Origin of the sequence: Pseudactinotalea sp. HY158, assembly GCF_009660225.1 — a bacterium.
GTDB lineage: Bacteria > Actinomycetota > Actinomycetes > Actinomycetales > Beutenbergiaceae > HY158.
In genome coordinates this window covers 2,212,154-2,238,331 of sequence record NZ_CP045920.1, presented here as the reverse complement: position 1 = coordinate 2,238,331, position 26,178 = coordinate 2,212,154, and the positions used below count along the sequence as shown (strand labels likewise).

Genomic DNA, 26,178 nt, shown 5'->3' with positions numbered 1-26,178 from the left:
CTTGGTGAAGTCTAGGCAACGCGTCGTGGACCACGGCGAGGTCTTCACGCCGGCGTGGATGGTCGGGGACATGCTCGACCTCGTCAAGCACGAGTCCGAGCGGATTGACTCGCGCGTGCTCGAGCCTGCCTGTGGCTCCGGCAACTTCCTCGTCCCCGTCCTGGCACGCAAACTCGTCACGGTCCAGCTTCGCCACGGCAAGAGCGAGTTCGAGAAGCGCCAATACGCACTTTTTGCGCTGATGTGTACGTACGGTATCGAACTCCTTGCAGACAACGCCGAAGAGTGCCGCAACAACCTCGCCGAGGTGTTCAACAAGTTCTTGGGCATCGGTGACGATGACCAGTGGGCGCAAGCAGCACGCGCGGTCCTAGCCGTGAACATCGTCCAGGGCGATGCCTTGACTATGACCGTGCCCAGCGGCCAACCGATCACCTTTCCTGAGTGGGGCTACCTCGGCAAGGGGAAGTTCCAGAGGCGCGACTTTCGCTACGACGACCTCACTCAGCGCGCCTCGTACGAGGGAACCCTATTCGGCGAGCTCGACGACGGCGACCTGTTTGTCCCCGCGCAGACTTATCCGACGATGACCGTCGATCAAATCGCCGAGGTCACCGCGTGACCCTTGCGCCTTTTGCCCTCCGAGGACACAACCCGGATGTCTTGACCTGCATCGCGAACCTCTCCAATGATGAGGTCTTCACCCCGCCAGAGTTCGCGAACCAGATGCTCGACACGCTTGCCGCCGCCTGGGCAGACGCCAACGACGGCGCCGACATTTGGGCCAACCCTGATGTCACGTTCCTCGATCCGTTCACCAAGTCGGGGGTGTTCCTCCGCGAGATCGTGCGTCGGCTCACAGACGGACTGATCCTGACGATCCCCGACCTCGCCCAGCGCGTCGATCACATCCTCACCCATCAGGTCTTCGGCATTGGAATAACCCAGCTCACGGCGCTACTCGCGCGCCGGAGCGTCTACTGCTCGAAGTTCGCCAACGGCCCGCACTCGATCGCTAAGTCATTCACGACCGAGAGCGGAAACATCTGGTTCGAGCGCACTGAGCACACCTGGGGCGGCGGCAAGCGTGAGTTCCGCGTCGATACCCTCACGAGTGAAGAGATCGCGGTCTACACCAACCGCAAGTGTGTCTACTGCGGGGCGGGCGAGGACGACTACGCACGAGGCGGAGACCTTGAGACTCACGCCTACGCCTTCATCCACACCGACGACATCAAAGCTCGCAGTGCGGAGCTGTTCGGAGACAACATGCAGTTCGACGTCATCATCGGCAACCCGCCCTACCAGCTTAGCGACGGGGGCTACGGCACCTCTGCCGCGCCGATCTACCAGATGTTCGTAGAGAAGGCACTTGGGCTCGACCCACGCTTCGCTGTCTTTGTCACCCCGTCTCGCTGGTTTGCAGGCGGCAAGGGTCTCGATGAGTACCGCAAGAAGATGCTCGCCGATCACCGCATGCACGACATCGTCGACTACCCAAAGCTCTACGAGGCCTTCCCGGGCGTGAAGATCAGAGGTGGCGTCTCGTACTTCCTTTGGGACCGCGAGCATGACGGACCTTGCACCATCCAGACAATGTGGGATGGGCAGCCGGTGGGCGAACGGGCGACGCGATACCTCGACGCCTACGATGTGCTGGTCCGTCGGAATGAAGCGGTTCCGATCCTCGACAAGGTTCGGGCGCTCGCTGAGCCAACGCTCGACTCACGGGTGTCGAGCCGTAAGCCTTTCGGACTGCCGACCAACTTTCACGGCAAGCCGAGACCCACTGGCCTCAAAGCTCCTGTGGAGCTCTTCGGCTCGCGGAGGGTGAGCTGGGTGGATCGTGCGGAGATTCCGCTCAACGACTCATGGGTTGATGAGTGGAAGGTGCTCATGACCGCAGTGCAAGGCACGAGCGCTGCGATCGAAACCAAGTTCCTCTCGCGCCCGATTCTCGCGGGTCCAGGCACCGCGTGCAGCGAGACGTATCTTGTCGCTGGCCGGTTCGGGATCGAGGAGGAGGCTCGGCGCTACGCCGGGTACTTGCGGACGCGCTTTGTCCGGTTCCTTGTGTCGTTGCGGAAGTCCACTCAGCACGCCACCAAGGACGTTTACTCATTTGTGCCTGACGTTCCGCTCGACCAGGACTGGACTGATGCTCTCCTCTACGAGCGCTACAGTCTAACTGGCGACGAGATCGCCTTCATCGAGTTGCAGATCGCTGCCCACGACGACACACTCTTCGACGAGGACGGGGCCGACGATAGGGATGAGTAGGGACATCGACGAACTACTTCCTGAGAAGCCGGAGGCTCGGCTGCGGATCTACGCATGGTCGCCGAACGATCCGCCAGTCGGCTATGCGGGACTCCTCAAGGTGGGACAGACGACGAAGGCGGATGTGAACGCGCGCATCCGCGAGTCTCAGGGGCAGATGCAGCAGGCCTACACGCTGCACGTTGATGAGCTCGGCAAATGTGACGACGGGTCGATCTTCCGTGACTCCGATGTGCGCCAACGGTTGATCGACAAGGGCTTCGAGAACCCGATCTTCGGCTCAGCGCGCGAGTGGATGCGCTGCACCCCGGACGATGTGCACACGGCGATTACAGAGCTTCGCACCGGCATGAAACTTACCGGCACCCACCACAAGACGTTCCCGATGCGCCGGGAGCAGGCCAGCGCCGTGGACAAGACTGAGGGCTACTACGAGTCCATCTGGGGCGAGGAGTCCGACGCGGTGCCACGGTTCCTGTGGAATGCCAAGATGCGCTTTGGGAAGACCTTCGCCTCCTACCAACTGGCCAAGCGGCTCGGCGCTAAACGCATCCTTGTGGTCACCTTCAAACCCGCGGTGGAGGATGCCTGGCAGACCGATCTGGAGTCTCATGCCGACTTCGACGGCTGGCAGTACCTGTCCTCAGCGATCGGAGGTAGCCCGGATGAGGCGGACAAGACTCGGCCGCTGGTTTACTTCGGTTCGTTCCAGGATCTGCTCGGGCGAGACCGGAAGACCGGGCTCATCAAGGCGAAGAACGAGTGGGTCCACACGACCAACTGGGATCTCGTGATCTTCGATGAGTACCACTTCGGTGCGTGGCGTGAGTCCGCCAAGGAGCTGTTCGAGGGCGAGGACGAGAAGGTCAAGCAGAAGGAGCTGGCCGCCGAGTACCACGATGGCCTCGTGGCCTTCGACGAGGAGTTGGACGAGCTCGGAAACGATGAGGATGACTTCCTGCCGATCACCACCCGTGCCTACTTGTATCTGTCGGGCACGCCGTTCAAGGCGCTGGCATCCGGTGAGTTTATCGAGGAGCAAATCTTCAACTGGACCTACACCGACGAGCAGCGCGCCAAGGCCGAGTATGCCGCCGCGCACCTGGACGCCTGGAACCCGTACGGGGCACTCCCGGAGATGCGCCTGTTCACCTACCAAATGCCTGACGAGCTCATCGCCGTCGCGAACCGGGGAGAGTTCGACGAGTTCGACCTCAACGAGTTCTTCGAGGCAAAGGGCGCCGGCAACGACGCCGAGTTCACCCACAAGACCGACGTGCAGAAGTGGCTCGATCTCATCCGCGGCGCTCACTTGCCCACCCAGGTCGACGCGATGCGAATGGGTACCCGACCGCCCTTCCCATACTCCGACGTTCGGCTCCTGCCGTACCTGCAGCACTCGTTCTGGTTCCTGCCCAACGTGGCTGCCTGCGAGGCGATGTCGAACCTGCTCGCGGAGAAGCCGAACGTGTTCTGGCACGACTACCAGGTGCTCGTCGTAGCGGGTCCCGGCGCGGGTATCGGGCTGGATGCTCTCCCGCCAGTGCGGGCGGCGATCGGCGACGGGCACGACACCAAGACGATCACCCTGTCGTGCGGCAAACTCACCACGGGCGTCACCGTCAAGCAGTGGTCCTCGATCCTGATGCTGCGCAACCTCAACTCACCCGAGACCTACTTCCAGGCAGCGTTCCGCGTGCAGTCACCGTGGTCGATCAAGAACCCCGATGGAGACAACCCGAGCGCCGAAGCAGTCCTCAAGCCTGTGTGCTTCGCGTTCGACTTCGCGCCCACCCGCGCGCTGCGTCAGATCGCCGACTACGGCGCTGGGCTCTCGCCGGAGACGCCGAACCCCGAGCAAGCGGTCGAAGAGCTCGTGAAGTTCCTCCCCGTGTTGGCCTACGACGGGTCGAACATGACTCAGGTCGATGCCGGCGGCATCCTCGACATCGCCATGTCGGGCACCTCCGCGACCCTCCTGGCCCGCAAATGGGAGTCCGCGATTCTCGTCAACGTCGACAACGACACCCTGCGCAAGATTATGAACAACCCCGACGCCCTCAACGCCGTCATGAACATCGAAGGCTTCCGCGCGCTCGGCAACGACATCTTCGAGACCGTCGTGAACAAGAGCGACGCCGTTAAGAAGGCGAAGAAGGAGAAGAGCGAGGACATCACTCCGGCGGAGAAGAAGGAACTCACGGCGGAGGAGAAGGAGTACAAATCCAAGCGGAAGCAGATTCAGGAGAAGCTAGTCAAGTTCGCCACCCGCATCCCGGCGTTCATGTACCTGACCGACTTCCGCGAGAACACCCTCCACGACGTCATCACCAAGCTCGAACCCGGCCTGTTCCGCACCGTTACCGGACTGACCGTCGACGACTTCCACCTGCTCGTCAGCCTCGGCGTCTTCAACGCAACTCATATGAACCAGGCCGTCTTTGCCTTCCGCCGCTACGAGGACTCGTCCCTGTCTTACACCGGCATCGAGTCCCACGAGGGCCTGGGTCGCTACGGCCTCTACGACACGGTGGTCGCCATCGATAATGATGCCATCACCTGACGACCTGCCCGCCTGACCGAGAGAACCCCGCACGTCCTTCCAGACCCCGCGCAGTATCGAGGAGATGCTGACTGCCATCCATGTGTACGGGTACCTGATACTGGTGATCCAGCGCGAGTTAGTCTGGTGTCCAGATCAGATGATCAAGCTCGCCGACAGCCTCATGTGCCTCAGAAACGTCCGCCACCGTGTCATCCGCTCTCTTCTCCACTCCGGACAACCCACCGACCGAATCAACGCACTCTAAACCGAAAGAGCCACGTAAGTTGCTCGCGGCGCGGACCGCCGACACCTCGACGAATCTGAATTCCGGGCGCGATCAGCCGCCTACGGACAGTTCCTCGTGAGACGTCGAGAGGAACGGCCTCGTGCTCCGGTGAGAAATCTGCCTCGTAGAAGGCCGCTGCCGTTGAAAATTCGGCGCCATGCAGGCAGTCACGTTGGGAGCCGGGAGGTCCACGCGGTAGTCTGGAGCGTCATGAAGAAGATGGCTTCGGTCAGTGCACCTGAGTTGGCGATGGCATACGATCGTTATCTGCTGTTCTATACAAGCAGGAACCAGTGAGTGGAGAGATTGATGGCAAATCGTGCAGAAGGATTCAATTCGGCGCTCATTGCAGCGTTTGCTGATGTTTCAGAACAGATTGATGAGTGGGAGGCCGTGGCGCTCACAGTCGAAGGGACGATTGAACACCTTGACGGTGAGGCTGCTTCGATTGGCGGAACTATCATGAACGCAATTTGGGAGATTGATGGAGATCTCGCCGAGACGGATCATGTCAGGGTGTGTGATTCGGTTGACATTATTGAAGAGGCCTTGCGAAAGGCTGGCGCCGTATTGATTCGAAAGTCTGTCGCGAGTGAGCTGGCGGATGTGGCCACTGACGGCGATGTGCTTGGTGTGGGAGCGGAAGATATTGGTGAAGCGCTCCTTTCGATTTCAACCTTCGAAACCGCAAAGGTGGACTTGATTGACAGTTGTCCGGAAGGTGGGGTGGATGGTGATTTGATCGACGCCATTGAAGCGGCTGAGCGCACTGCTGTCGAGATGGTTCGTGCGGCCAGCGACGATATTCGCAAGACCTGGGAAGACGCTCACATTGCGTCGGATCAGTGTGACCTATATCGACTTCTCGTGAAGCTTGGAGAGCTAGAAGTGGCGGGGCGCCGACTTCGTGCGGCTTATGATGAGTGGTATGCGCTACTCGGCGGCTTGTCAAATGTTGCCCCCGAGCGTATTGGTGGAGTTGATGGGGCAATACTTGAGGGTCTTTCGTCCTTGTGCACCACTCGGTCGGACCGAGGTTGAGTGTGTGACGAGACTCGTTAGTCGCTTTCGATTAGTGCTTGTGGAGCTCTCCCGCTTTGGTGGACCGTCGCCCGACTGGGATACTGGTTTACGGGAGAGAATGTGATCATGGGTGAAGCACGTAAGAAGTGCACGGACTCGTTTAAAGTGGCTCTTCCGGTGTCAGAGTGTGTAGCGAGCGTGCAGCGCACGGTGCTCTACAGTCCTGAGGGATCGCCGTTATCACGCAGGAGTTCCTAGGCGATGCCTGGCGGCAGCGGGAACCGAGAGCATGAGCGCGGTCGGGTGATAGGTGCTGCGAGTGCGTGTCAGGGCGGGCCTCTTCGTCTGGGGGTGAGACGTGTGGACAACGGCTTCTAATCATGTCCTGCGATAGCGGTATTGTCCCCAGTGGATGCCTTCTGGCCGAGGGGTGGAGCGCGTGTCGATCCCACCCTCATCACAGCCCCCTGCTTTCGCTATGGATGCCGCTGAGCTGCGCCTCTCGCGCGCCTCGTCATCTCCGCCACTGCTGCTTCGTGGCCAAGTGAGAGGGTTGCAGAAGCCATGCGTGACCGCCGCCGGCGTACGCTGGGCCCACCATCGTGAAAGAGGCCCGTCATGGCCGCCAGCACGCACGAGTCGCGGACCCGCCCCCGGCGGGCCGAGTTGCTCGCGGCCACGTCGCTGGCGATCGACCTGGGCCTGGGCCAGCCGATGGAGCACATGCTGCGCGCGTGCGTGCTCGGCAGCGGGCTCGCCGAGCGGCTGGGCCTGCCTGCCGAGCAGCGGGACCGGATCTTCTACGCCTCGCTGCTCGCCTGGATCGGCTGCCACGCCGACTCGCCCGAGCTGAGCGCCCTGTTCGGCGACGACATCGCCTTCCGCGCGGGCACCTACGCCGTGGACAAGCACGGCCTCCCGCTCGTCCGGTTCAGCCTGCACTTCCTGGCCGCGGGCGCGGGCGCCGGCACCCGGGCGGTGCGTTCGGCCCGGTTCCTCGCGATGGGCGGGCGGCCGCTGCGCGACCTCATCCGCTCCCACTGTGTGTCGGCGGGGGTGCTCGCCCGGCGGATGGGCATCGACGAGGTGGTCAGGACTCCTGACATAGCTATTGCGGCTCTTCACAATCCAGGGTGTAGTTGGGGTCTGAATCCGCCGGCCTCGAGCAACGATCTGGCTACATAGTTGGTCAGGTTTCGGAAGCCGAGGGCTGAGCCGCGGAGGTGTTCGAGCCGGCCGTTGATCGCCTCAGTGGGGCCGTTGGAAGTGCCGGGCCGGTCGAAGTAGGCCAGGACGTCGCCGGCGCGGCGTGTCAGGGTGCGGCCGAGTCTGCGTAGTTCGCTCAGGGCGGCGGGAACGCCGTGGGCCAGGGAGTCGATCAGGCCGGACATCATCTGCCGCCCTCGTGTCCTGTCGGGGTCGCGGTAGGCGGCGACCATGCGCTGGTAGACGGCCCAGGTCACCTCGACTGGAGCGTGGGCCTCCTCGGCGAAGAGGACGTTGATGCGCTCGTCCTGTTTCGTGGTGAGCAGGTCCGCGCCGGTGTGCAGCACCCGCCGTGCGGAGTAGAGCGGGTCGCCCTTCCTGCCACGATGCCCGTGAGTGTGCTGCTGGATGCGCCGCCGGACCTCGTCGAGGGCGTCACCGGCGAGGCGGATGACGTGGAAGGGATTATGCCGACGTCGGCATAATCCGTTTTATGTCGATGTCCTGGTTATGCCGATGTCGGTGCGTGGGGGCTGCTGCTGCCTGGGTGCGGTGGTGGGCACGTCGGCATAATTCGTGTGGTGCGGGAGCCTGGTTCCTTCCCTGATTGGAAGGAGCAGATTCATGCATTCAACTCCAGATCCGTCTCACGTTCGGTTCATCGGCCCGTTGTCGCCGCATGCGTTGGCGCTGGTGGCGGAACTGACGCGACTTGGTTACACGGCGACGTCGGCAACGGCTGTGATGCTGCTCGCGGCACACCTGTCGCGGTGGTTGGACTCCCAGGACCTCGAGCTGGGGGAGTTGACCGGCCCAGTCATTGAGCAGTTCCTCGCGGCTCGCCGTGCCGCGTACACGAGTCAGTACTCGTTGCGGGCGCTAGGTCCGGTGCTTGGTTATCTGCGCCGTGAGGGGCTGGTGCCGGACCCGGCGCCGGCGCCGGTGCCCTCGTCTCCGGCCGAGGCGCTGCTGGCTCGCTATCGGCGGTATCTGCTCGAGGATCGCGGATTGAGTAATCCAGTCGCTGAGGCGTACGCGCATTGGGTCGCCCCGTTCGTCCAGGCCATGGTCGGCACAGAATCTGTTGCGGGGCTTGCCGGGTTGACTGCCAGCGACGTGACCGGGTTCTTGACCGCGCGTCTGCCGTCGATGACGCGGAAGACGGCGCAGATGACGGCGTGCGCGCTGCGCTCGTTCCTTCGTTTCCTGCACGATCAGCAGATCCTCCCGGTCTTGCTCGCTGACGCGGTCCCGGCGGTCGCGCACCGCAGACTGTCCGGTCTACCCGAGCCGTTGACCCAGGAACAGGTTGCCGCACTGCTGCATGCCTGTGACCGGTCTACCGCGGTGGGGCGACGCGACTTCGCGGTGATCACCGTGCTGCATCGGCTGGGCCTGCGCTGCGGCGAGCTCGCCGGGCTGGGGCTGGATGACGTGGACTGGCAGGCTGGCGTCCTCACCATTCACGGCAAGGGAGACCGGACCGACCGGCTACCGCTACCCGTCGATGTCGGCAAAGCGGTCGTGGACTACCTTCGCGATGGCCGCCCGGATACCGCGGCGCGGACCGTGTTCGTGAAGGCCGTCGCGCCACATACACCGCTGGCGTACTCGGGACTGAGCTGCATCGTTGCCCGGGCGGCCAAACGCGCCGGGCTGGGCACGATCCACGCGCATCGGTTGCGTCACACCGCGGCCAGCCAGACCCTCAACGCGGGAGCGAGCCTGGAGGAGGTTTCGCATCTGCTGCGGCATGCGAGCCCGGCGACCACGGCGATCTACGCGAAGACCGATCAGACCCGGCTAGCCGGCCTGGCGCGCCCGTGGCCGACTGGGGGGAGCGTGTCATGAACACCGTGCTGGAGGACCTCCCGAGGCTGATCGGCGACTATCTGCGGGTGCGACGCGCGCTGGGATACAAGCTGGACGGCGTCGAGCACACCCTGAATCACTTCGTCGCCTACCTGCACGTCCGTGGCGCGCGCACGGTGACGATCGAGCATGCCGTCGGCTTCGCGACGGCACCCCCGGCGCGCACGCCGCGCACCCAGGCGCTGCGGTTATCGGCGATCCGCTGCTTCGCCCGCTGGGCGCACTGCCAGAACCCGGACATCGAGGTCCCGCCGGCCAGGCTCCTGCCGGCGCGACCCACCCGGGTCGCACCGTTCATCTATACCGCTGCGCAGGTCCAGGCGATGCTGGACGCTGCCGGGACGCTGACACCGGAACTGCGCGCAGCGACCTACCAGACGCTGATCGGACTGATGGCCGCGACCGGGATCCGCACCGGGGAAGCGATCGCGTTGGACATCGCGAGCTTCGATCAGCGCGGGCGCACCCTCACAGTGGTCGGGAAATACGGCAAGGTCCGCATGCTCCCGTTGCACCCGACGGTCGCCGCGGCGCTGACCGCCTACCTGCAGCAGCGGGATCGGCTGCTCCCAGCGTCGACGTGCACCGCGCTGCTGATCTCCACCGTGGGCACCCGGCTTCATCCCTCCGGTGTACACCCGACCTTCCGGAAGCTCACCGACAAGGCCGGGTTGGGCCCGGTGTCGTCGTCGTGCCGTCCACGGCTGCACGATTTACGCCACACGTTCGCGGTGAACACCATGCTCGACGCCTACCGCGCCGGCGCCGATCCCGCCGCAGTCCTGCCGGTGCTGGCGACCTGGCTGGGACACACGGAACCCCGGGACACGTACTGGTATCTCACCGGCACCACCGAACTGCTCGCCACCGCGACCGAGCGGCTCGATGCCTCAGCGGCTCCCTCCGGTCGCGACCGAGGGGACCGATCATGACCCGGCTCGCCCCGATCCTGCAGGCGTTCTTCACGACGCGGCTGTCGGCTCAGTATGGTGCCAGCGCCCACACCATCGCCGCGTACCGCGACTGCTGGCGACTGCTGCTGCGTTACGCCGCCATGGCCACCGGCACAGCACCGGCGGCGCTGGAACTGTCGCAGCTGGACCACGACCTGATCACCGGGTTCCTCGCGCACCTCGAATCCGAGCGCGGCAACACGGTCAGCACCCGCAACGCGCGGCTCGCCGCGGTGCACTCACTGTTCACCTACGCCGCGTATCAGTATCCTGAGCACGCCGACACGATCAGCCGGGTCCTGGCGATCCCCGCGAAACGAGCCAGGCGCACCGAGATCACCTACCTCACCCCTCCCGAGGTCGCCGCCCTACTGGACGCGCCGGACCGTTCCACCCCGGCCGGACGCCGCGACCACGCGCTGATCCAGGTCGCGGTCACCACCGGGATGCGAGTCTCCGAGCTCACAGCGCTGAGGGCCGGCGATGTTCACCTCGGCACCGGCGCGCACGTCGTCTGCCACGGGAAGGGCCGGAAGGACCGGATCACGCCACTTGACCGTCAGACAGTCCGGAGCCTGCGGCCCTTCACCGCCGGGGCCAGCACCGACACATTCGTGTTCCCCGCTCGTGAGGGGACGAGGATGAGCCGTGACGCCGTTGCCGCTCGGCTAGCACTGCACACCGCCACCGCGACCAGTACCTGCCCGAGCCTGACCGGTAAGAACGTCACCGCGCACGTCCTGCGGCACACTGCCGCCATGCGGCTGCTGGCTGCGGGGATCGACAGCAGCGTCATCGCTCTCTGGCTCGGTCACGAGAGCATCGAAACCACGCAGATCTACCTGCACGCGAACATGAAGACCAAGGAGGACGCTCTCGCCAGAACCAGACCTACCGGCACCAAACCAGGACGCTACACCGTCACAGACGACGAGCTGCTGGCCTTCCTTCAAGGACTCTGATTATGCCGACATGCCCACCACCGCACCCAGGCAGCAGCAGCCCCCACGCACCGACATCGACATAACCAGGACATCGACATAAAAGGGATTATGCCGACGTCGGCATAATCCGTTCCACGTCGTCCGTCTAGCCGGTGACGCCCTCGATGAGGCCCGTCGCCGGGTACAGCAGGACACCTGTGGGCACCGTGGCCGCACCGGCGACCCGCTCTATGGCGCCCGCCGCACCCTGCACACCGCGCCGACCTGCTCACCCAGAAGCAGACCCGCCGCATCGAGGCCCTCTTCGCCGACGAGGCTCACATCGAGGTCGAGGCGACCTGGGGCGTCTACCAGCGCATGGTCGCCGCCTACCGCGACCCCGACAGGACACGAGGGCGGCAGATGATGTCCGGCCTGATCGACTCCCTGGCCCACGGCGTTCCCGCCGCCCTGAGCGAACTACGCAGACTCGGCCGCACCCTGACACGCCGCGCCGGCGACGTCCTGGCCTACTTCGACCGGCCCGGCACTTCCAACGGCCCCACTGAGGCGATCAACGGCCGGCTCGAACACCTCCGCGGCTCAGCCCTCGGCTTCCGAAACCTGACCAACTATGTAGCCAGATCGTTGCTCGAGGCCGGCGGATTCAGACCCCAACTACACCCTGGATTGTGAAGAGCCCCTTTCACTTCGCACCGCTGACGCCGTCATGTAGTTTGTCGTCGTCAGCAATCGCGAACGGCTAAGAGCGAGTTGTGTTTCAGGACGTAAATGCAATTTCGGTAATTCGTCAATCTCTACCCATTTGCATTGCGCGATCTCGTGCCAATGTTTCGGGGTGGGGTTCCCTTTTGTCTCGATTCCAAATAGATTGTCGATATGCTGGTGAGTGCCCTGAATGTAGGTGTCAATTAAATGTGCCGCGCGGACATCCACATGGAGTCCAGTCTCTTCAAAGAGCTCTCTAGTGGCGCAGGCTTCTGGGGATTCATGGTGCTCAATGAACCCTCCAGGAAAGCCCCAAGTGTCGCCGGAGTAGTGTTGGCGAACCATTAGTACGCGATTGCCGTCTTTCGCTATCAATATTGAACCCATGGTAAATTTCGGCTTGAAGATGAACGCTAATAGCCGCACGATTGCATGAATGATTGTAGCGTTTGAAGATTCCATGAAGCTTTCTACCTTCTGCTGGCGCTATTGGCAGTCTGAATAGTGGTCGGTTTGCTTATGTGAGCCTGCAAGCTCGCGATTCTTTGCCGCGAGGTCACGATTTCGCTGCAGTGCCGCCTCGTCTGGACAGGATCTTCCCGCGCTTGCCTATCGGTGAGGTTCAGAACGGCTGAGCCTCTGGCGCACCCTACCCAACCGTTGCCCGCAATGCGTCTCTGTGAGTGTCGAAGGCGTTGCAAGCACAATTCGGCGCTGGCGCGCCGTGAAGGTCGAAGGAGTCGTGCCTGCGGCCGTAGGCGCGCGCTGCACGCCGACGCTAAGTCTGTTGCGTGCTTGGGATAATGGGCCTCCGGACTCTCCATGACCACACTTTAGAGTACATGGGGCGCTACGTCTTTAGAATGTCGTCTCGGGACTGCTGGACGTATAGGTGACAACTGATCTGGCTTGCCCACTGGGCGGCGTGAAGGATGTGCACCATGCCCTCCCTGCGCCCTACCCCAGGAGTTCCGCGAACGTGTCGCGCGAGTGGCCCGGTCGCGCGGGGGTGGCGTCACAGAGGTTTTCTCACCGTAGGGTTGGTGGTGCCGGTTGGATGCGGCACCCGATCGGTGGGGTGGCGGTGTGTCGCGCTCGGGAGTGTCGTAGCGCGGCCGGGGCCCTGCCGGGCGAGGGTTGTTTCTGACGAAGGTGTCTCCTCAGGGGACGGGGCCCGCGCGTGGTTACCTAACGTGCCACCTTCGACGTGCCGGTTGCGCCTCTCGCGCAGGTCTCGCGCTGGCTGGCCGCTCACCGCAACGGTCATGGCCGTGTCGCCCTGGCGGCGCGCGGGCACACCGTTCGTGCAAGTGCGTGATGCTGTTGCGCTGGTACAAGGAGCGCACCGTCATGCGGATCCTGGCCCACGAGGCGGCCGCGTCGATCGCGACCGCCTACGGTTTGCGCTCGAGGGCATCGACGTCATCGCCGCTCACGCGCCGGGCCTAATCGAGGTCCTTGACCGGGCCGTGGACGCGGGCTGGCAGTACGTGTCCCTGGGCGGCACCCTGATCAACGGCATTCGATCATCCGCGTGCTCCGAGTGCTGCCACGACGTGTGGTACTCGGGCAAACGCAAGCAGCACGTCGGCACCATCCAGGTCCTGACCGACTGAATCGGCTCAAGTTCTCTGCCGCTACCTTGTGGGTTCGGACTCTCGGCCGAGGACCTCGTAGTGGAGTGTCTCGAACACTGCGGGCGTGAGCATCCCGAATTGGCCGTGGAGGCACCGGTTAAACTACCACAGTCCCAGCCGGCGGTGGCGTACTCGACAGGCGTGGCCGCCAACAATCGTGCGGAAGGGGGCGCTATCCGTGCCCCGAGGACCCGTGCCCGCTGGCACCTGAGGGCGGACGGTCGCATGCGGGGGTCGGGACACCCGGTACGATCTAGCCATGCCAGGCACCACAGCACAGAACGGAGATGTCTACCGCGTTCACCGGAACGCCACGCTCGACCGCAACGATACGCGCGAAGCGCACCCGATCGCGTGCGTCGCGTTCTCACCTCACGACCCTGTAGCTTGGAAAGGTCTCCCGCGCACCAGCACTGGAGCCGCGAAGGGCGACCTGCCGAGCCCCACGCACCCGAGCCTCCCGTTCACCCGCGACGGGCACTGGACGTTGCGGTTCGTACGATCCGTCCGCAAGGACCTCACCGGTGACGACGAGTTCTGCCCGTTTATGGTCACCCTCCCCGAACCCGAGCGCGTAGCGGTCCTCGAATTTTACCGTGGCCGTAACCGCCGATGAACCCTCCGCACATAGACAAGGCATGAGCACCATCCCACTCGACACAGCACCGCCCGGGGTCGACGTCGACACCTGGGTCAACGGTGCGCCCGCACGACCAGCCGCCGGCGACTTGTGGCTGCTGTCCTGGGACGGCCACGGTCTTGGCCTCGGTGTGATCGCCTCCCGCCACGACGGCTTCGTCCTCGTTTGGCCGGTGAGCCTGCCCGGCGATCCCGTCGCACCTCCCGCCGTCCAGGTCGACGACACACCGCTCGGTGTACCGCTGTTCCCCTGGCCTTCTCGTGAGACCGGCATCGGTGACGCGCTCCTGCACCGCCGCCTTGGTCCGCTTCTGGCGCCCGAGGCGATGGGCGCGACCGCGGACGCCTTCGAGGACGGCACGCCTCCACCTCTGCCGTTCGCGCCCACCCCGCCCCCTCAGGGCGCCGATGCCGCCGATACCTACTCACGACAGCTCATCGACACCTGGGAGCGCATCTGCTTCATCCAGTGGCCTGCCCCGGACGCCGCCGAGACGATCTACACCGACGCACTGCGGGCTGCCGGGCTCGCACCATCCGAGGTTGCAGACCTGCTTAACCTGCCCACTGACCAGGCGGTCGCGATCTTCCTCGGGCAGGCACCCGTCACGCCAGAGCAGGCGAGCACGCTAGAGGGCGCGGCACAGGCCGAACCGGGGTTGTTGAGGGCGCCGATGCTCGACGCGGCGGCCCGCAAGCTGATCGACCCGGGACGTAAGGCCCAGGTGCTCGCAGTCAGCGGGCACCGCAACGTGTCCGAGAGCCAGGCGCGCGATCTCGTCGCGTCGCAGTTCGCTCTCGCCGCACGGTCGAACGCCAACGCTGACGCACGGCTTGACGCGGTGTTCGCCCGTCTCCTGGCTGACCACTAGCCGTGGACGTGCCGGACCGCAGCTACCTTGCCAGCCTAGCGCGCCGTCACGACCACTGGGCCGTCGCTGCCGCTCTCGTCGCGGCCGAGCGTCGACGCGGCGTGCACGACCTCGACGCGCTGCGCATCGACCCAGTCGCCGAGGTCACACGCGCTGGCGAGGTGCAGGTCGCGGTCGAGGACCTGCCTCAGGACGACTGCCCCGTCGCCGGCTACTACGACCACACCAGCAGGACGATCATCCTGCACCCGTCGCCGACGCTCGCCCGCGACCGGTTCACAATCCTGCACGAGCTCGGTCACCACGTCCAACGGCTCGTCCCGGAGTGGGCCGACGTGTGGTGCGTTCTGCCCGCCCACGAGGGCCGCGTCGCGAACGAGGCGGTTGCAGATGCGTTCGCCGCGCACATCCTCGTGCCGCCTGACCTGGTCGACCTATCCGGTGCCGACGTCACGGCCCGCCAACTCGTCGCAGCACACGTGAAGGTGTCGACCGCGTCCCGCTCCGCACTGGCCCATCAAGTCCTTCGGGGTGCCCGCCCGGCCGACGATGTCGCCGTGGTGGTGTGCGACCTGGCCGGCGAGGTCGTGTTCGCACGCGCCCACGGGCAGCTGTTCGCCCCCGCGCGCGGTCTCGTGCAGCCTGGCCTGGCGGTGCTGCTCAAGCGCGCGCGGGCTGGCAGCGCCACTGCCAGCGGCGACCTTGCACCTGGGCTGGTGGCCACCTCCGGGGCCGTCCACGAAGGACTGCGCGCCGACGTCGCGATCGACACCAGCGGACGTTTCGCGTTCGCTGTCATCCGCACTCAGCGTCGCCTCGCTCCCGCGACCTGGGCGGACCGCACTGTCGAGTGTGCCAGCGCAGCCTGCGGCGAGACCTTCACCCCCGAGCACCGTGCAGCACCCTGCCGCACCTGCGGTGAGCACCGGTGCCTTGCTTGTGGCTCTTGCGCGTGCGCGAATGACGCCACTGCCACGTGCCCCACTTGTCATCTGGCGTACACCGCCGCGGAGCGTGCACAGACCGACCTGCATGAGTGCTGGTAGAGCCGCACTCGAACCCCGGACAGTCTGCCGGCGGGCCGGGCTCACCGGGGTCGAGGAGGCTGGGCTGTGACTCGCCCACCGCGGGGCGCTGCCGGAGCCGGGGCCTGCTGGTTCGGACGGTATTCCTGGTCGGTACGTCGTAGGCTCCTGGAGGCCAGAGTCTCGAGGACGTGCGCACGCTGCGATACACGTATCGTATCAAGGGAGGCGCGTTCCGGCAGGGTCTGGAAGTAGACGATGCGGTAGTTGAACCGCCTGATGCCCTTGGTGCGGACGATCGGCTCACGGTCCCAGCCCGAGAGCGGCGTCCAACCGTCTGGGTACTGTTCGATCGCGCTGATCGCCAGGGCAACCTGCTCGAACAGCGCGTGGCCAAGTCCCGGCTGAATCTGCTCATAGCGTTGCGCGGCATCGAACAGCTCGGCACCCGCGTCGGGATGCTCGGGGTGCCTATCGGTCACCGCGCGGGCTGGGGTACGTGGCGACGAACCTGGCGCGCGTGGCCTCGAACGACCCCAGCTGGACCCGACCCTCGATCACATCATCGAGGCGTCCGGCGACCTCGGTGCGCCACGCGGCGTCGATCTGATCTTGTGATGCCTCGGCGGGAGCACCGTCGAGACTCAGCAGGCCCATGTGGATGACGGCGGCACGCTCCTCGGGAGCGAGCGCGAGCAACGCCCGCTCGACCTCTGCGACTTCCGGTGTCATCCGTCGAGCGTACAGCGGCGTGCCGACACGCCACAGAACCGTGCGGAACGTCACAGGATCAGACCGACATGAATCTCGCGGCCGATCGCCCCGCCGGGCATGGGTCGCCCGGCCTCACGCGGGAGCGCCCGCCTCGCCCGTTTCCACCACGTCGACACCGGCGGCCGTGATCCACGCCCGGGTATCGGCCGGCAGTGCGCCGGTGATCAATGCGTCGACCGAGCCGCTCGGGCTCACGGTGAATGTGGCCGAGGTGTTGAGCTTGTCGGGCGTGGCTACGGCGATCGTGCGGCGCGCGGAGGCGAGCATGGCCCGCTTGGTCTCGGCGTCCTGGGTGGAGGTCGAGGTGAGGCCGGAGTGCTCGTCCCAGGCGCACACACCCAGGATCGCGAGGTCGGCGCGGAAGTCGAGCACGTCCTGCACGGCGCGGTGGCCGAGCCAGGTGAGGTCGTCGCCGTCGAGCGGGCCGCCGGGGGTGATGATCCGGGCGCCCGGGCGTTCCCCCGCGGCGGCGGCCGCGGGCACCGAGAGCACGAGCACGGTCACGTCCCGTCCGGCGAGCGCCCCGGCCACGGCCGCCGCCGTGGTGCCGGCGTCGACGATGATGCTCGACCCGTCGGGCACGAGCTCGGCCGCGGCCCGGGCGATCGCCTGCTTGAGGCCGACCTGACTCTCGAGCCGGAGCGCGAAGGGCGGGCGGGCCCCGCGTGCGGGCAGGCTCACGGCGCCCCCGTGGACGCGCCGGAGCACGCCCTGGCGTTCGAGCTCGCCCAGGTCGCGCCGGATCGTCATCGCCGAGGCGCCCGTGGCCGCCACCAGATCGCTCACCCGCACGCCGGCAGGGGAACGCACAGCGGTCATGATCGTTTTGAGGCGGTTCGCACGTTGCACGTGTTCGATTCCACCGCAACAGTGCTCGACGTGCAATCCACACCCCGCCGCGCCCGGATCGCGACGATCGTCGCGTTCGCCACGAACGGCGCCCTGCCCGCGACCCTGCTCGCCCGCTACGCCGAGGTCAAGACCGCCCTGTCCCTCGACGCGGCCGCCTTCGGCCTCGTCGTCGTCGGCTTCACCCTCGGTGCGGCGGCCTCCTTCCACCTGCCCGGGGTGATCCTGCGCCGGCTCGGAATCCGCCGCACGGCCGCGCTCGGCACCGCCTGGATCGCCCTCGCGCTCCTCGCGGCCGCCGCCGGGGTCGCTCACGGCAGCGTGTGGATCTTCCTCGGCGGCCTCGCCCTGGCGGGGTTCGGGGACGCCGTGGTCGACGTCGCCCAGAACGCCCAGGGCCTGCTCGTGCAGCAGGCGTACCGGCGCTCGCTGCTCTCCTCGATGCACGCCGGCTGGAGCGTCGGCGCGGCGCTCGGCGGCATCGCCGGCACCGTGGCCGCCTCCCTCGGCGTGCCGCTGCCGGTCCACCTCGCCGCGTGGGGCGCGGCCGCCGTCGTCGCGATGGGAGTCTCCGCCCGCTCCTTCCTGCCCGAGCCGGCCGCCGCGCCTCCCGGCCGACAGCCGACAGGGCCCGCCGAGCCCGCCACGCCCGCCACGCCCACCGAGTCCATCGAGTCCACGGCACACGCCCGACCCGCCCGGATCGACGCCCGCGCCCTGCGGCTCCTGGCCCCGCTCGCCCTCGTGGCGCTCGCGGGCTTCGCGGTCGAGGACGTCGGCAACAACTGGTCGGCGGTCCTGCTCGCCACCGAGCGCGGCGTGCCGGCCGCCGCGGCCGGGATCGGCCTGAGCGTCCTGCTCGTGGCCCAGTTCGCCGGCCGGCTGCTCGGTGACCGGTTCATCGACCGGGCCGGGCGCCGGGCCGCCCTGGTCACGAGCCTGAGCGCGGTCGCCGCCGGCCTCGTCGCCGCCGCCTGGGCCCCTGGGCACCCGCCACGATCGCGGGCTTCGCGCTCGCCGGCGCCGGCTGCGCGATCACGGTCCCGCTCGCGTTCGCCGGCGCCGACGCGGTTCCGGGCCTGCGCCCGCATGCGGGGGTCACGTTGGTCAGCTGGACCATGCGCGCCGGCGCCGTCGGACTCAGCCCCGCGATCGGCCAGGTGGCCACGCTCGTCTCGCTCCCGGCCGCGATCTCCGCCGTCGCGCTCCTCGCCGTGGCCGCCCTGCTCCTGCACGCCCGTGGCGCCCGCGCCCCCCACGCTGATAGAGTACGAGGAGTTTCGTAAGGGAGGAGCAGGCCCGCATGAACGCCCCGGCCGAAAGCCCCGTCGCCTGCCTCGACGCCGTCCGGGCGGCCGACCTGCCCCTCGTGGGCGGCAAGGCCGCCAACCTCGGAGAGCTGCTCCACGCCGGTCTTCCCGTGCCGCCGGGCTTCGTCGTCACGACGGCCGCCTACGCACGCGCCGCCACCCGCGCCGGGCTCGACGACCTGCTCGCCGACCCCGCCATCGCCCCCGCCACCCTCCGGGTCGCGATCGAGACGGCGCAGGTCCCCGCCGACCTGCGCGAGGCCGTCACGGGCGCCTACCGCGCGCTCGGACCCGACGCGGCCGTCGCCGTGCGCTCGAGCGCCACCGCCGAGGACCTGCCCGGCGCCGCCTTCGCGGGCCAACAGGACACCTATCTCAACGTCGTCGGCGCGGGCGCGGTGGTCGACGCCGTGCGCCGCTGCTGGGCCTCGCTGTGGACCGACCGCGCGATCGCCTACCGTCGCGACCGCTCGATCGACCCCGCCGACGTGCGCATCGCCGTCGTCGTCCAGGTCATGGTCGAGGCCGACCTCGCCGGCGTCATGTTCACCGCCGATCCCGTGAGCGGCGCGCGCGACCGCATCATCGTCGACGCCGGCGCCGGCCTCGGCGAGGCGGTCGTTTCTGGACTCGTCACCCCCGACCACTACGTGCTCGACCCGCGCGGGCGCCTGCTCGAGTGGACCCCCGGCCGCGGCGAGGTGATCGTGCGCGCGTCCGCCGCCGGCGGCGTCGTCCGCGACGAGCGCACGGACGGCGCCCCCGGCTCACCCCTGCTCACGCGCGCGGCCCTCGCCGGCCTCGCCGCCCACGCCCGCACGATCGCGGGCCACTTCGGCCGCCCGCAGGACATCGAGTGGGCCATCGCCGGATCCGACGCGTGGATCCTGCAGGCCCGCCCCATGACGGCGCTGCCGCCCCCGTCGGTGCCGCTCAACCGCCGGCAGCGGCTGCAGGGCGCCATCCTCACCGAGTACCTGCCGCAGCGGCCCTACCCGATGGACGTGACGACCCTCGTGGCGCGCGGGCCCGCGGCGATGATGGCCGAGATCGGCCGGGAGTACGGCATCGCCGGCCTGTTCGCGGACGTCCTGCGCGAGGAGGAGGGCGTCGCCGTCGCGATCGTGCCCCCGAGCGTCCACCCCACGCCCCGCACGCTCGCGCGCATCGGCGCGGTCGCCCGCCGCATCCGCCGATACCGGCCCGCGGACTGGGCCCGCGACCCCCGACACGCGGACTACCTGGCCGAGGTCGCCGCCCTCGAGGCCCTCGACCTCGCCGCGCTGCCGTGGGCCGGGCTCATCGGGGCGGGTGAACGCGCCCTCACCGCGCAGGACTACTGCCGCGACCTGCGCATCGACTACCTGCCCGGCGCCGCCGCCGCATTCGTGCGCGTGACGCTCGCGGTGACCCTGCTCGGGCGGCGCGCGCTCCTCGCGGAGCTGCTCGGCGGCGTCCGTACGCGCACCGAGGATTCCAATCGCGCGCTCGCGCGGCTTGCGGACGACGTCCGCGCCGATCCGCGGCTGCGCTCGCTTCTCGAGGGCGCACCCGGCGTGAACGTGCCGGCCGCGCTCGAGCGGGACGGCCGCTTCGAGGACTTCCGCGCCGGCCTCGAGGCGTTCCTGCGCGAATACGGCCGCCGGGAGACCGCCTCGCCACTGCTCGTCAGCCCGCCCACCCTGGCCGAATCGCCCGAGATCGTGCTCGGCATGATCATCTCCCTCGCCGGCCGGCCGGCGCCCGCGGGGGAGGCGGTCTCCCGCTCGGCCGAGGCACTGCGGCGACTGCTCGACCACCCGCTGCTGCGCCGCAGCCCGCGCCGGCGGGAGCGGATGCGCCGCCGCGTGCAGGCCGCGCGCGACGGGGTCGCGTTCCGGGAGGACACCCACTTCTACTTCACGGCCGCGCTGCCGACCCTGCGCCGCGTCGTCCTCGAGCTCGGGCGCCGCCTCCACGCAGCGGGACTGCTCGACGATCCCGCCGACGTGTTCCAGCTGCGCTGGGAGGAGGTGGGAGCGATCGCCGAGCCGGACGCGATCGATCCCGCGCGGCTCGACGAGCTGCGGGAGGAGGTCCGCCGGCGCGCCGCCAAGCGGGCCGAGCTCGCCGGGGTCCCGATGATCGACCCGCGCCGGGTCTTCCCCGCGGCGGCCACCGGCGACGCGCTCGTGACCGGCACCCCGGCGGGCTCGGGCACCGCGACCGGGACCGCCCGGATCATCCGCGGCGCCGACGACTTCGACCGGCTCGGCGAGGGCGAGATCCTCGTGTGCCCCTACACGAACCCGGCGTGGACGCCGCTGTTCCAGCGCGCCGCGGCCGTCGTGGTCGACACCGGCTCCACCGCCTCCCACGCGGCGATCGTGGCCCGCGAGTACGGACTCCCCGCCGTCATGGGAACCGGATCCGGCACGGCCGTGATCGCCGACGGCCAGCTGGTCACCGTCGACGGCACCCGCGGACGGGTGATCGGATCAGACCCGCGATGACGACCGCCGACCACCGCACGAGCCCCCGCCGGCGCGGGGACGTGCTCGTGCGCGCGATCCTCGCCGCCACGCTCACCGAACTGCGTGAGCGGGGGTACGCGGCCCTGACCATGGACGCCGTCGCCCGGCGCGCCGGGGCGAGCAAGGCCTCCCTCTACCGGCGCTGGGACTCCCGCGCCGCGCTCGTCATGGACGCCGTCTACGAGCTGGCACCCTCACCCGGCCAGGTGCCCGACACCGGCGACCTGCGCGGCGACCTGCTCGCCGCGCTGCGCCAGAGCGCCGCCGTCCTCGAGGGGCCGGCCGGGGCCGCGCTGCGGGGCATGCTCGCCGAGGCGCTGCCCGAACCCGGCCGGGCCCGCGAGCTGCGCGCCCGCTCGCGTGGCACGAACCGGGCGCTCATGGCCGAGGTGCTCCGCCGCGCCGTCGAACGGGGCGAGATCCCCCCGGGTGCCGTGACCGGGCCCCGCCTCGAGGTGGGGGCGGCGATGCTGCGCAACCACTACCTGTTCCACAACGAGCCCCTGGGCGAGAATGTGCTCGTCGGCATGGTAGACGACGTGCTGCTGCCGCTCTGCCGAGCCGAGCCGCACCGGCCCCCGCCGCCCTTACCGGGCTCGCAGCCCCGGCCGGCTCGGCCCGGCGTAGGCTGAACGCATCCTTCGCGGAGGAGGCCCGACATGGCCGCCAGCACGCACGAGTCGCGGACCCGCCCCCGGCGGGCCGAGTTGCTCGCGGCCACGTCGCTGGCGATCGACCTCGGCCTGGGCCAGCCGATGGAGCACATGCTGCGCGCGTGCGTGCTCGGCAGCGGGCTCGCCGAGCGGCTGGGCCTGCCGACCGAGCAGCGGGACCGGATCTTCTACGCCTCGCTGCTCGCCTGGATCGGCTGCCACGCCGACTCGCCCGAACTGAGCGCCCTGTTCGGCGACGACATCGCCTTCCGCGCGGGCACCTACGCCGTGGACAAGCACGGCCTCCCGCTCGTCCGGTTCAGCCTGCACTTCCTGGCCGCGGGCGCGGGCGCCGGCACCCGGGCGGTGCGTTCGGCCCGGTTCCTCGCGATGGGCGGGCGGCCGCTGCGCGACCTCATCCGATCCCACTGCGTCTCGGCGGGGGCGCTCGCCCGGCGGATGGGCATCGACGAGGTGGTCGCCCGGCAGCTCGGCTACGTGTTCGAGCGATGGGACGGCGCGGGCGCCCCCGACGGCGCGCGCGGGGAGGAGATCCCGCTCGAGATGCGGATCGTGCACCTGGCGGACACGGCCGAGGTGCACCTGCGCGAGGGCGGCACGGCGGCGGCGATCCGGATGGTGCGCGACCGCCGCGGCACCCAGTTCGACCCGGGACTGGCCGATGAGTTCTGCGCCTACCTCGCCGCGCCGCCGGCGGGCGAGTTCGCGGGCGAGCTCATGGACGACGCGTGGTCGGCCGCGCTCGCGTGCGCGCCGCAGGATCGGGTGGTCACGGGTGCCGAGTTGGACGAGTCGCTGCGGGCGATGGCCGACTTCGCCGACCTTAAGTCGGCCTACACGGCCGGGCACTCGCGCGCGGTCGCCCGCCTGGCCGGGGCCGCGGCGCGGGTGGCCGGGATGGCCGAGGGCGATCGGTCGGCCCTGCACCGGGCCGGTCTTGTGCACGACCTCGGCCGGCTCGGGGTGTCGAACGCGGTGTGGGACAAGGCCGCACCGCTCACCCCGGTCGAGCGCGAGCGGGTGCAGCTGCATCCCTACCTCACCGAGCGGATCCTCACCCGGGTGCCGGCGCTGGCGGGGCTGGGCCGGCTCGCGGGCGCGCACCACGAACGCCTCGACGGATCGGGATACCCGCGCGGGACCGGCGGGGAGGGCACGGGAATGCCGGCTCGGATCCTCGCGGCGGCGGACTGCTACGAGGGCTGGCTCGAGCCGCGCCCGCACCGGCCCGCGATGCCCCGGTCCGAGGCCGCGAGTAGGCTGCGCGGCTGTGTCGCGGACCTGCGCCTCGATACGGCCGCGGTCGAGTCGGTGCTGTCGGCCGACGGGCGGCCGGCCCGGCGCCGCGGCACCTGGCCCGCCGGGCTGACCGCCCGGGAGGTCGAGGTGCTCCACCTCATCGTGCACGGGCGCTCCACCCGCGAGATCGCCGCGGAACTGGTCATCTCCCCGAAGACCGCCCGGCACCACGTCGAGCACATCTACCTCAAGCTCGGCGTCTCGAACCGGGTCGGGGCCGCACTCTTCGCGATGGAGCACGGGATCGCCGGCGCCCCGGGCACGCCCACGGGACACTGAGCAAGTCGGAAGACTGAGCGACGGCGGGGCAGCGGAGCCATGGCGACTGACCCGTCGCGGCGGCCGATTCTTGATTGGGGTTGGGGCGCGTGAACACGTCCCGCAGTCACCGCGAAACTGCGCGGAATACCGCTGCGCGAGCAGCGGTGCCTGCGCCTCGTTCGAGAGTGGCGAGGACTTGTGCCTCGGATCTGGGGGGAGAGTCGCACGACTCTCGCACGGGCCGCGCGAATCTTGTCGGGGAAGCGGTCGGCGAGTCGAGTGAGCAGGCTGCCCGCGTCGAGAAGGTCGATGCCTCATCCAGCGCTGCCGGAAGCGCCTTGTGTTCTGTGTGAGGAGGACGTCGGCGTCAGCGGAGAGGACGGCTGCGAGGACGTGACGGTCGTGAGCGTCCATGTCGATGGCTTCGGCTGCGGCGAGGTCCGCGGGGTCGACGTCGATGGGGCATCGGGACCCGGCTCGCCGGGCTCAACCGGCGCCGGTGCGCAGGGCCCGCAGGCCCGAAACCGGGCAAAGATGGGGCAGACGCCCCATGCCGGGGCGCGCTCGCGGGTTCACGATCGGATGCATGAACACCACGACTCGCACGACCGCACCCCTGACCCCGCACGCGGCGACGACCGCCGGTCCGCCCCTCGGGGACGGTCCGGGTGACCACCTCACGGGCTTCGGCGTCATGGGTATTCCCTTCGGCGCAGAGGACTACCTCGCGCTGCGCTGCTGGCCGGAGAGCTCCTTCGGGCCCGGCTACCGGTCGATCTGGCATCACGGCTCCGCCGGCTGGACGATCTACTCCGATGCGTCGCCCGCGCTCAGCTGCGCCCGCTTCGTGGGCTCGGCCGCGCAGCGCACGGTGACCACCCCGATCGGCCTGACCTGGCAGGACGAGGCGAGCGTCGTCGTCCATACGGGAACGGGGCTCGCCTGGACGATGCGCTTCGGCGGCTCGCAGCGGACCGCCCTGCTCAACGCCTGCGCCGGCGCGATCCCCGGGAGGGCGTGGAACACCCGCGGCCTGCTCACCTCGATGGGCCTCATGGTCGGGCCGCTCATCGGCGGCGGGCGGCTGCGGATGATCGGCACGATGCCGAACGGTCAGCGCTACCGGATCGCGGCACGGCACGTCTGGATCGTGACCGAGACCGCCGCCGAGATCGAGGGCCGACGGCTCGAGCCGGCCGAGCCCGACCGGCGCCAGCAGCGACTCGGGCCACTGTGGCTGCCGCGTCGCGGCTTCCTCTACGCCCTCACCACCGCCCGCTTCACCAACTGAGGAGATCCATCATGTCCACCACCACGCACACCACCGCCCCGAGGGGCGAACGGGAGATCGACCCGGAGGCGCTCATGGGATTCATTCACCGCGTCGTGGGCGAGGTGGGGGCCTCCCTCAACGCCGCGCTCGTGGTCATGGGCGACGAACTCGGCTACTACCGCGAGCTCGCCGGCGGCGAGGCCCTCACGCCCGCCGAGCTGGCCGGGCGCACCGGCACCGACGCGCGCTACGCGGGGGAGTGGCTCAACGCCCAGGCCGCCGGCGACTTCCTGCGCTACGACGCGGACGCGGGCCGGTACACCCTCCCCGCCGAGCACGCCGCCGTGCTCGCCGATCCGGACTTCGACTACTACCTGCCGGGCTTCTTCCAGACGGCGTACGGGGCCCTGGCCGATCTGCCGCGGATCGTCGCGGCGGCCCGCTCCGGCACCGGCCTCGGCTGGGACGAGCGCACGGGCGACGTGCACACGGGATGCGGGCGGTTCTTCCTGCCGGTCTACCGCGCCAACCTCGTGAGCGCCTGGCTCCCCGCCCTCGACGGGGTGGTCGACAAGCTCAGCGCCGGTGCCGCCGTCGCGGACGTCGGCTGCGGCCTGGGCGCCTCGACCATCCTCATGGCGCAGGCGTTCGGCGCGAGCACGTTCACCGGCTTCGACTACCACGCCGGTTCGGTGGCAGTCGCGCGCGAGCGGGCCGAGGCCGCGGGCGTGGCGGACCGCGTCCGGTTCGAGGTGGCCGACGCCGCGGCGTTCGGCGGCTCGGGCTACGACCTCGTGACGATGTTCGACTGCCTGCACGACATGGGCGATCCGGTCGGCGCGGCCGAACGCGTGCGCGCCGCGCTCAGCCCGGACGGTACGTGGATGGTGGTCGAGCCGGTCGCGGCCGACCGGGTCGAGGCGAACCTCACCCCGGTCGGGCGGGTCTACTACGCGCTGTCGGTGCTGCTGTGCACGCCCGCCTCCCTCGCCCAGCCGGTCGGGCGCGCGCTCGGCACCCAGGCGGGCGAGGCCCGGCTCGCCCGCGTCGCCGCCGAGGCCGGCTTCGGCTCCTTCCGCAGGGTGGCCGAGACGCCGTTCAACATGGTGCTCGAGGGGAGGCTGTGAGGCGATCGCACGGACGCGAGCCACGCTGGGTGACCGGCCGCGGCGCGCCGTCAGCGGCCGAAGAGGCGCGCGAGCAGCCCGGTGCGCGGCTCGGCTCGCTGGCCCTGT

At 68.6% G+C, this 26,178-nt stretch carries 20 protein-coding genes and 3 pseudogenes; 18 read left to right on the top strand and 5 right to left on the bottom strand.

The genetic code is table 11. The features are described 5' to 3' along the window. Nucleotides 1-25: 25 nt before the first annotated feature. The 5 genes from GCE65_RS09895 (at nt 26) to GCE65_RS09875 (ending at nt 7,319) form a co-directional block, all read left to right on the top strand. Nucleotides 26-622 carry an SAM-dependent DNA methyltransferase gene (locus tag GCE65_RS09895; protein ID WP_228759886.1) on the top strand — a complete coding sequence of 199 codons (597 nt, stop codon included), beginning with the start codon at nt 26-28 and terminating at the stop codon, nt 620-622. Further along, a complete protein-coding gene (locus tag GCE65_RS09890) occupies nt 619-2,280 on the top strand; it encodes an Eco57I restriction-modification methylase domain-containing protein (RefSeq protein WP_153878277.1) in 1,662 nt (553 codons plus the stop codon). The genes GCE65_RS09895 and GCE65_RS09890 overlap by 4 nt, the downstream gene beginning before the upstream one ends. After that, nucleotides 2,273-4,843, top strand: coding sequence for a DEAD/DEAH box helicase family protein (locus GCE65_RS09885; RefSeq protein ID WP_153878276.1), 2,571 nt, complete (start codon nt 2,273-2,275; stop codon nt 4,841-4,843). Before GCE65_RS09890 ends, GCE65_RS09885 begins: the two co-directional genes overlap by 8 nt. A gap of 577 nt (nt 4,844-5,420) precedes the next feature. Beyond that, nucleotides 5,421-6,152 (top strand): hypothetical protein, encoded by a 732-nt coding sequence (locus GCE65_RS09880; RefSeq protein ID WP_153878275.1) that lies wholly within the window; start codon nt 5,421-5,423, stop codon nt 6,150-6,152. Nucleotides 6,153-6,752: 600 nt separating this feature from the next. Then, on the top strand, nt 6,753-7,319 hold the full coding sequence (locus tag GCE65_RS09875; protein WP_153878274.1) for a hypothetical protein: 567 nt from the start codon (nt 6,753-6,755) through the stop codon (nt 7,317-7,319). Here the strand turns inward: GCE65_RS09875 and GCE65_RS09870 are convergent. Beyond that, a pseudogene (locus tag GCE65_RS09870) lies at nt 7,256-7,807 on the bottom strand (transposase); the annotation flags it as partial. The gene GCE65_RS09875 and the pseudogene GCE65_RS09870 sit on opposite strands and share 64 nt — an antisense overlap. 157 nt (nt 7,808-7,964) lie before the next feature. On the opposite strand from GCE65_RS09870, the gene GCE65_RS09865 reads away from it, so the two are divergent. The 4 genes and pseudogenes from GCE65_RS09865 to GCE65_RS09850 form a co-directional block, all read left to right on the top strand. Continuing rightward, entirely contained in the window at nt 7,965-9,191 is a 1,227-nt protein-coding gene (locus tag GCE65_RS09865) for a tyrosine-type recombinase/integrase (protein ID WP_153878273.1), read from the top strand. Further along, on the top strand, nt 9,188-10,144 hold the full coding sequence (locus GCE65_RS09860) for a tyrosine-type recombinase/integrase (protein ID WP_153878272.1): 957 nt from the start codon (nt 9,188-9,190) through the stop codon (nt 10,142-10,144). The genes GCE65_RS09865 and GCE65_RS09860 overlap by 4 nt, the downstream gene beginning before the upstream one ends. Further along, complete coding sequence (locus GCE65_RS09855) at nt 10,141-11,127, top strand: tyrosine-type recombinase/integrase (protein ID WP_153878271.1); 987 nt, start codon at nt 10,141-10,143, stop codon at nt 11,125-11,127. The genes GCE65_RS09860 and GCE65_RS09855 overlap by 4 nt, the downstream gene beginning before the upstream one ends. 106 nt (nt 11,128-11,233) lie before the next feature. Continuing rightward, a pseudogene (locus GCE65_RS09850) lies at nt 11,234-11,784 on the top strand (transposase); the annotation flags it as partial. Here GCE65_RS09850 and GCE65_RS09845 read toward each other — a convergent pair. Beyond that, complete coding sequence (locus GCE65_RS09845; RefSeq protein ID WP_153878270.1) at nt 11,767-12,279, bottom strand: NUDIX hydrolase; 513 nt, start codon at nt 12,277-12,279, stop codon at nt 11,767-11,769. The pseudogene GCE65_RS09850 and the gene GCE65_RS09845 sit on opposite strands and share 18 nt — an antisense overlap. An 803-nt stretch (nt 12,280-13,082) precedes the next feature. Between GCE65_RS09845 and GCE65_RS09840 the strand changes: the two genes are divergently transcribed. From GCE65_RS09840 to GCE65_RS09830, 3 genes are all read left to right on the top strand, one after another. Next, nucleotides 13,083-13,433, top strand: coding sequence for a hypothetical protein (locus GCE65_RS09840; protein WP_153878269.1), 351 nt, complete (start codon nt 13,083-13,085; stop codon nt 13,431-13,433). 659 nt (nt 13,434-14,092) lie between these two features. Then, on the top strand, nt 14,093-14,965 hold the full coding sequence (locus tag GCE65_RS09835; RefSeq protein ID WP_153878268.1) for a hypothetical protein: 873 nt from the start codon (nt 14,093-14,095) through the stop codon (nt 14,963-14,965). A gap of 2 nt (nt 14,966-14,967) precedes the next feature. After that, nucleotides 14,968-16,011: an ImmA/IrrE family metallo-endopeptidase gene (locus GCE65_RS09830; RefSeq protein WP_153878267.1), complete on the top strand. Its 1,044-nt coding sequence runs from the start codon at nt 14,968-14,970 to the stop codon at nt 16,009-16,011. A 41-nt stretch (nt 16,012-16,052) separates the two neighbouring features. Here GCE65_RS09830 and GCE65_RS09825 read toward each other — a convergent pair whose 3' ends face one another. From GCE65_RS09825 to GCE65_RS17095, 3 genes are all read right to left on the bottom strand, one after another. Continuing rightward, nucleotides 16,053-16,472 (bottom strand): hypothetical protein, encoded by a 420-nt coding sequence (locus GCE65_RS09825; RefSeq protein ID WP_153878266.1) that lies wholly within the window; start codon nt 16,470-16,472, stop codon nt 16,053-16,055. Then, the gene (locus GCE65_RS09820; protein WP_153878265.1) at nt 16,462-16,722 is read right to left on the bottom strand and encodes an addiction module protein; all 261 of its coding nucleotides are present in this window, start codon (nt 16,720-16,722) and stop codon (nt 16,462-16,464) included. The genes GCE65_RS09825 and GCE65_RS09820 overlap by 11 nt, the downstream gene beginning before the upstream one ends. Nucleotides 16,723-16,836: 114 nt before the next feature. Further along, a complete protein-coding gene (locus tag GCE65_RS17095; protein WP_370460225.1) occupies nt 16,837-17,613 on the bottom strand; it encodes a DeoR/GlpR family DNA-binding transcription regulator in 777 nt (258 codons plus the stop codon). On the opposite strand from GCE65_RS17095, the pseudogene GCE65_RS17090 reads away from it, so the two are divergent. The 6 genes and pseudogenes from GCE65_RS17090 to GCE65_RS09790 all read left to right on the top strand — a co-directional run. After that, a pseudogene (locus GCE65_RS17090) lies at nt 17,614-18,537 on the top strand (MFS transporter); the annotation flags it as partial. 379 nt (nt 18,538-18,916) lie between these two features. Next, the gene (locus GCE65_RS09810) at nt 18,917-21,415 is read left to right on the top strand and encodes a PEP/pyruvate-binding domain-containing protein (RefSeq protein ID WP_153878263.1); all 2,499 of its coding nucleotides are present in this window, start codon (nt 18,917-18,919) and stop codon (nt 21,413-21,415) included. Beyond that, on the top strand, nt 21,412-22,068 hold the full coding sequence (locus tag GCE65_RS09805) for a TetR/AcrR family transcriptional regulator (RefSeq protein WP_153878262.1): 657 nt from the start codon (nt 21,412-21,414) through the stop codon (nt 22,066-22,068). The genes GCE65_RS09810 and GCE65_RS09805 overlap by 4 nt, the downstream gene beginning before the upstream one ends. A 27-nt stretch (nt 22,069-22,095) precedes the next feature. Next, nucleotides 22,096-23,688 carry an HD domain-containing phosphohydrolase gene (locus GCE65_RS09800; protein ID WP_153878261.1) on the top strand — a complete coding sequence of 531 codons (1,593 nt, stop codon included), beginning with the start codon at nt 22,096-22,098 and terminating at the stop codon, nt 23,686-23,688. Nucleotides 23,689-24,256: 568 nt separating this feature from the next. Next, on the top strand, nt 24,257-24,961 hold the full coding sequence (locus GCE65_RS09795; protein WP_153878260.1) for a hypothetical protein: 705 nt from the start codon (nt 24,257-24,259) through the stop codon (nt 24,959-24,961). 11 nt (nt 24,962-24,972) lie between these two features. Next, nucleotides 24,973-26,070: a class I SAM-dependent methyltransferase gene (locus GCE65_RS09790; protein ID WP_153878259.1), complete on the top strand. Its 1,098-nt coding sequence runs from the start codon at nt 24,973-24,975 to the stop codon at nt 26,068-26,070. The last annotated feature ends 108 nt before the right edge of the window (nt 26,071-26,178 follow it).

What these genes read in the sequence shown, in the direction of transcription:
- GCE65_RS09885 (WP_153878276.1), top strand. Translation starts at nt 2,273, where the DNA reads ATGAGTAGGGACATCGACGAACTACTTCCTGAGAAGCCGGAGGCTCGG.
- GCE65_RS09880 (WP_153878275.1), top strand. Translation starts at nt 5,421, where the DNA reads ATGGCAAATCGTGCAGAAGGATTCAATTCGGCGCTCATTGCAGCGTTT.
- GCE65_RS09875 (WP_153878274.1), top strand. Translation starts at nt 6,753, where the DNA reads ATGGCCGCCAGCACGCACGAGTCGCGGACCCGCCCCCGGCGGGCCGAG.
- GCE65_RS09865 (WP_153878273.1), top strand. Translation starts at nt 7,965, where the DNA reads ATGCATTCAACTCCAGATCCGTCTCACGTTCGGTTCATCGGCCCGTTG.
- GCE65_RS09860 (WP_153878272.1), top strand. Translation starts at nt 9,188, where the DNA reads ATGAACACCGTGCTGGAGGACCTCCCGAGGCTGATCGGCGACTATCTG.
- GCE65_RS09855 (WP_153878271.1), top strand. Translation starts at nt 10,141, where the DNA reads ATGACCCGGCTCGCCCCGATCCTGCAGGCGTTCTTCACGACGCGGCTG.
- GCE65_RS09845 (WP_153878270.1), bottom strand. Translation starts at nt 12,279, where the DNA reads ATGGAATCTTCAAACGCTACAATCATTCATGCAATCGTGCGGCTATTA.
- GCE65_RS09840 (WP_153878269.1), top strand. Translation starts at nt 13,083, where the DNA reads ATGGCCGTGTCGCCCTGGCGGCGCGCGGGCACACCGTTCGTGCAAGTG.
- GCE65_RS09835 (WP_153878268.1), top strand. Translation starts at nt 14,093, where the DNA reads ATGAGCACCATCCCACTCGACACAGCACCGCCCGGGGTCGACGTCGAC.
- GCE65_RS09820 (WP_153878265.1), bottom strand. Translation starts at nt 16,722, where the DNA reads ATGACACCGGAAGTCGCAGAGGTCGAGCGGGCGTTGCTCGCGCTCGCT.
- GCE65_RS09810 (WP_153878263.1), top strand. Translation starts at nt 18,917, where the DNA reads ATGAACGCCCCGGCCGAAAGCCCCGTCGCCTGCCTCGACGCCGTCCGG.
- GCE65_RS09805 (WP_153878262.1), top strand. Translation starts at nt 21,412, where the DNA reads ATGACGACCGCCGACCACCGCACGAGCCCCCGCCGGCGCGGGGACGTG.
- GCE65_RS09800 (WP_153878261.1), top strand. Translation starts at nt 22,096, where the DNA reads ATGGCCGCCAGCACGCACGAGTCGCGGACCCGCCCCCGGCGGGCCGAG.
- GCE65_RS09795 (WP_153878260.1), top strand. Translation starts at nt 24,257, where the DNA reads ATGAACACCACGACTCGCACGACCGCACCCCTGACCCCGCACGCGGCG.
- GCE65_RS09790 (WP_153878259.1), top strand. Translation starts at nt 24,973, where the DNA reads ATGTCCACCACCACGCACACCACCGCCCCGAGGGGCGAACGGGAGATC.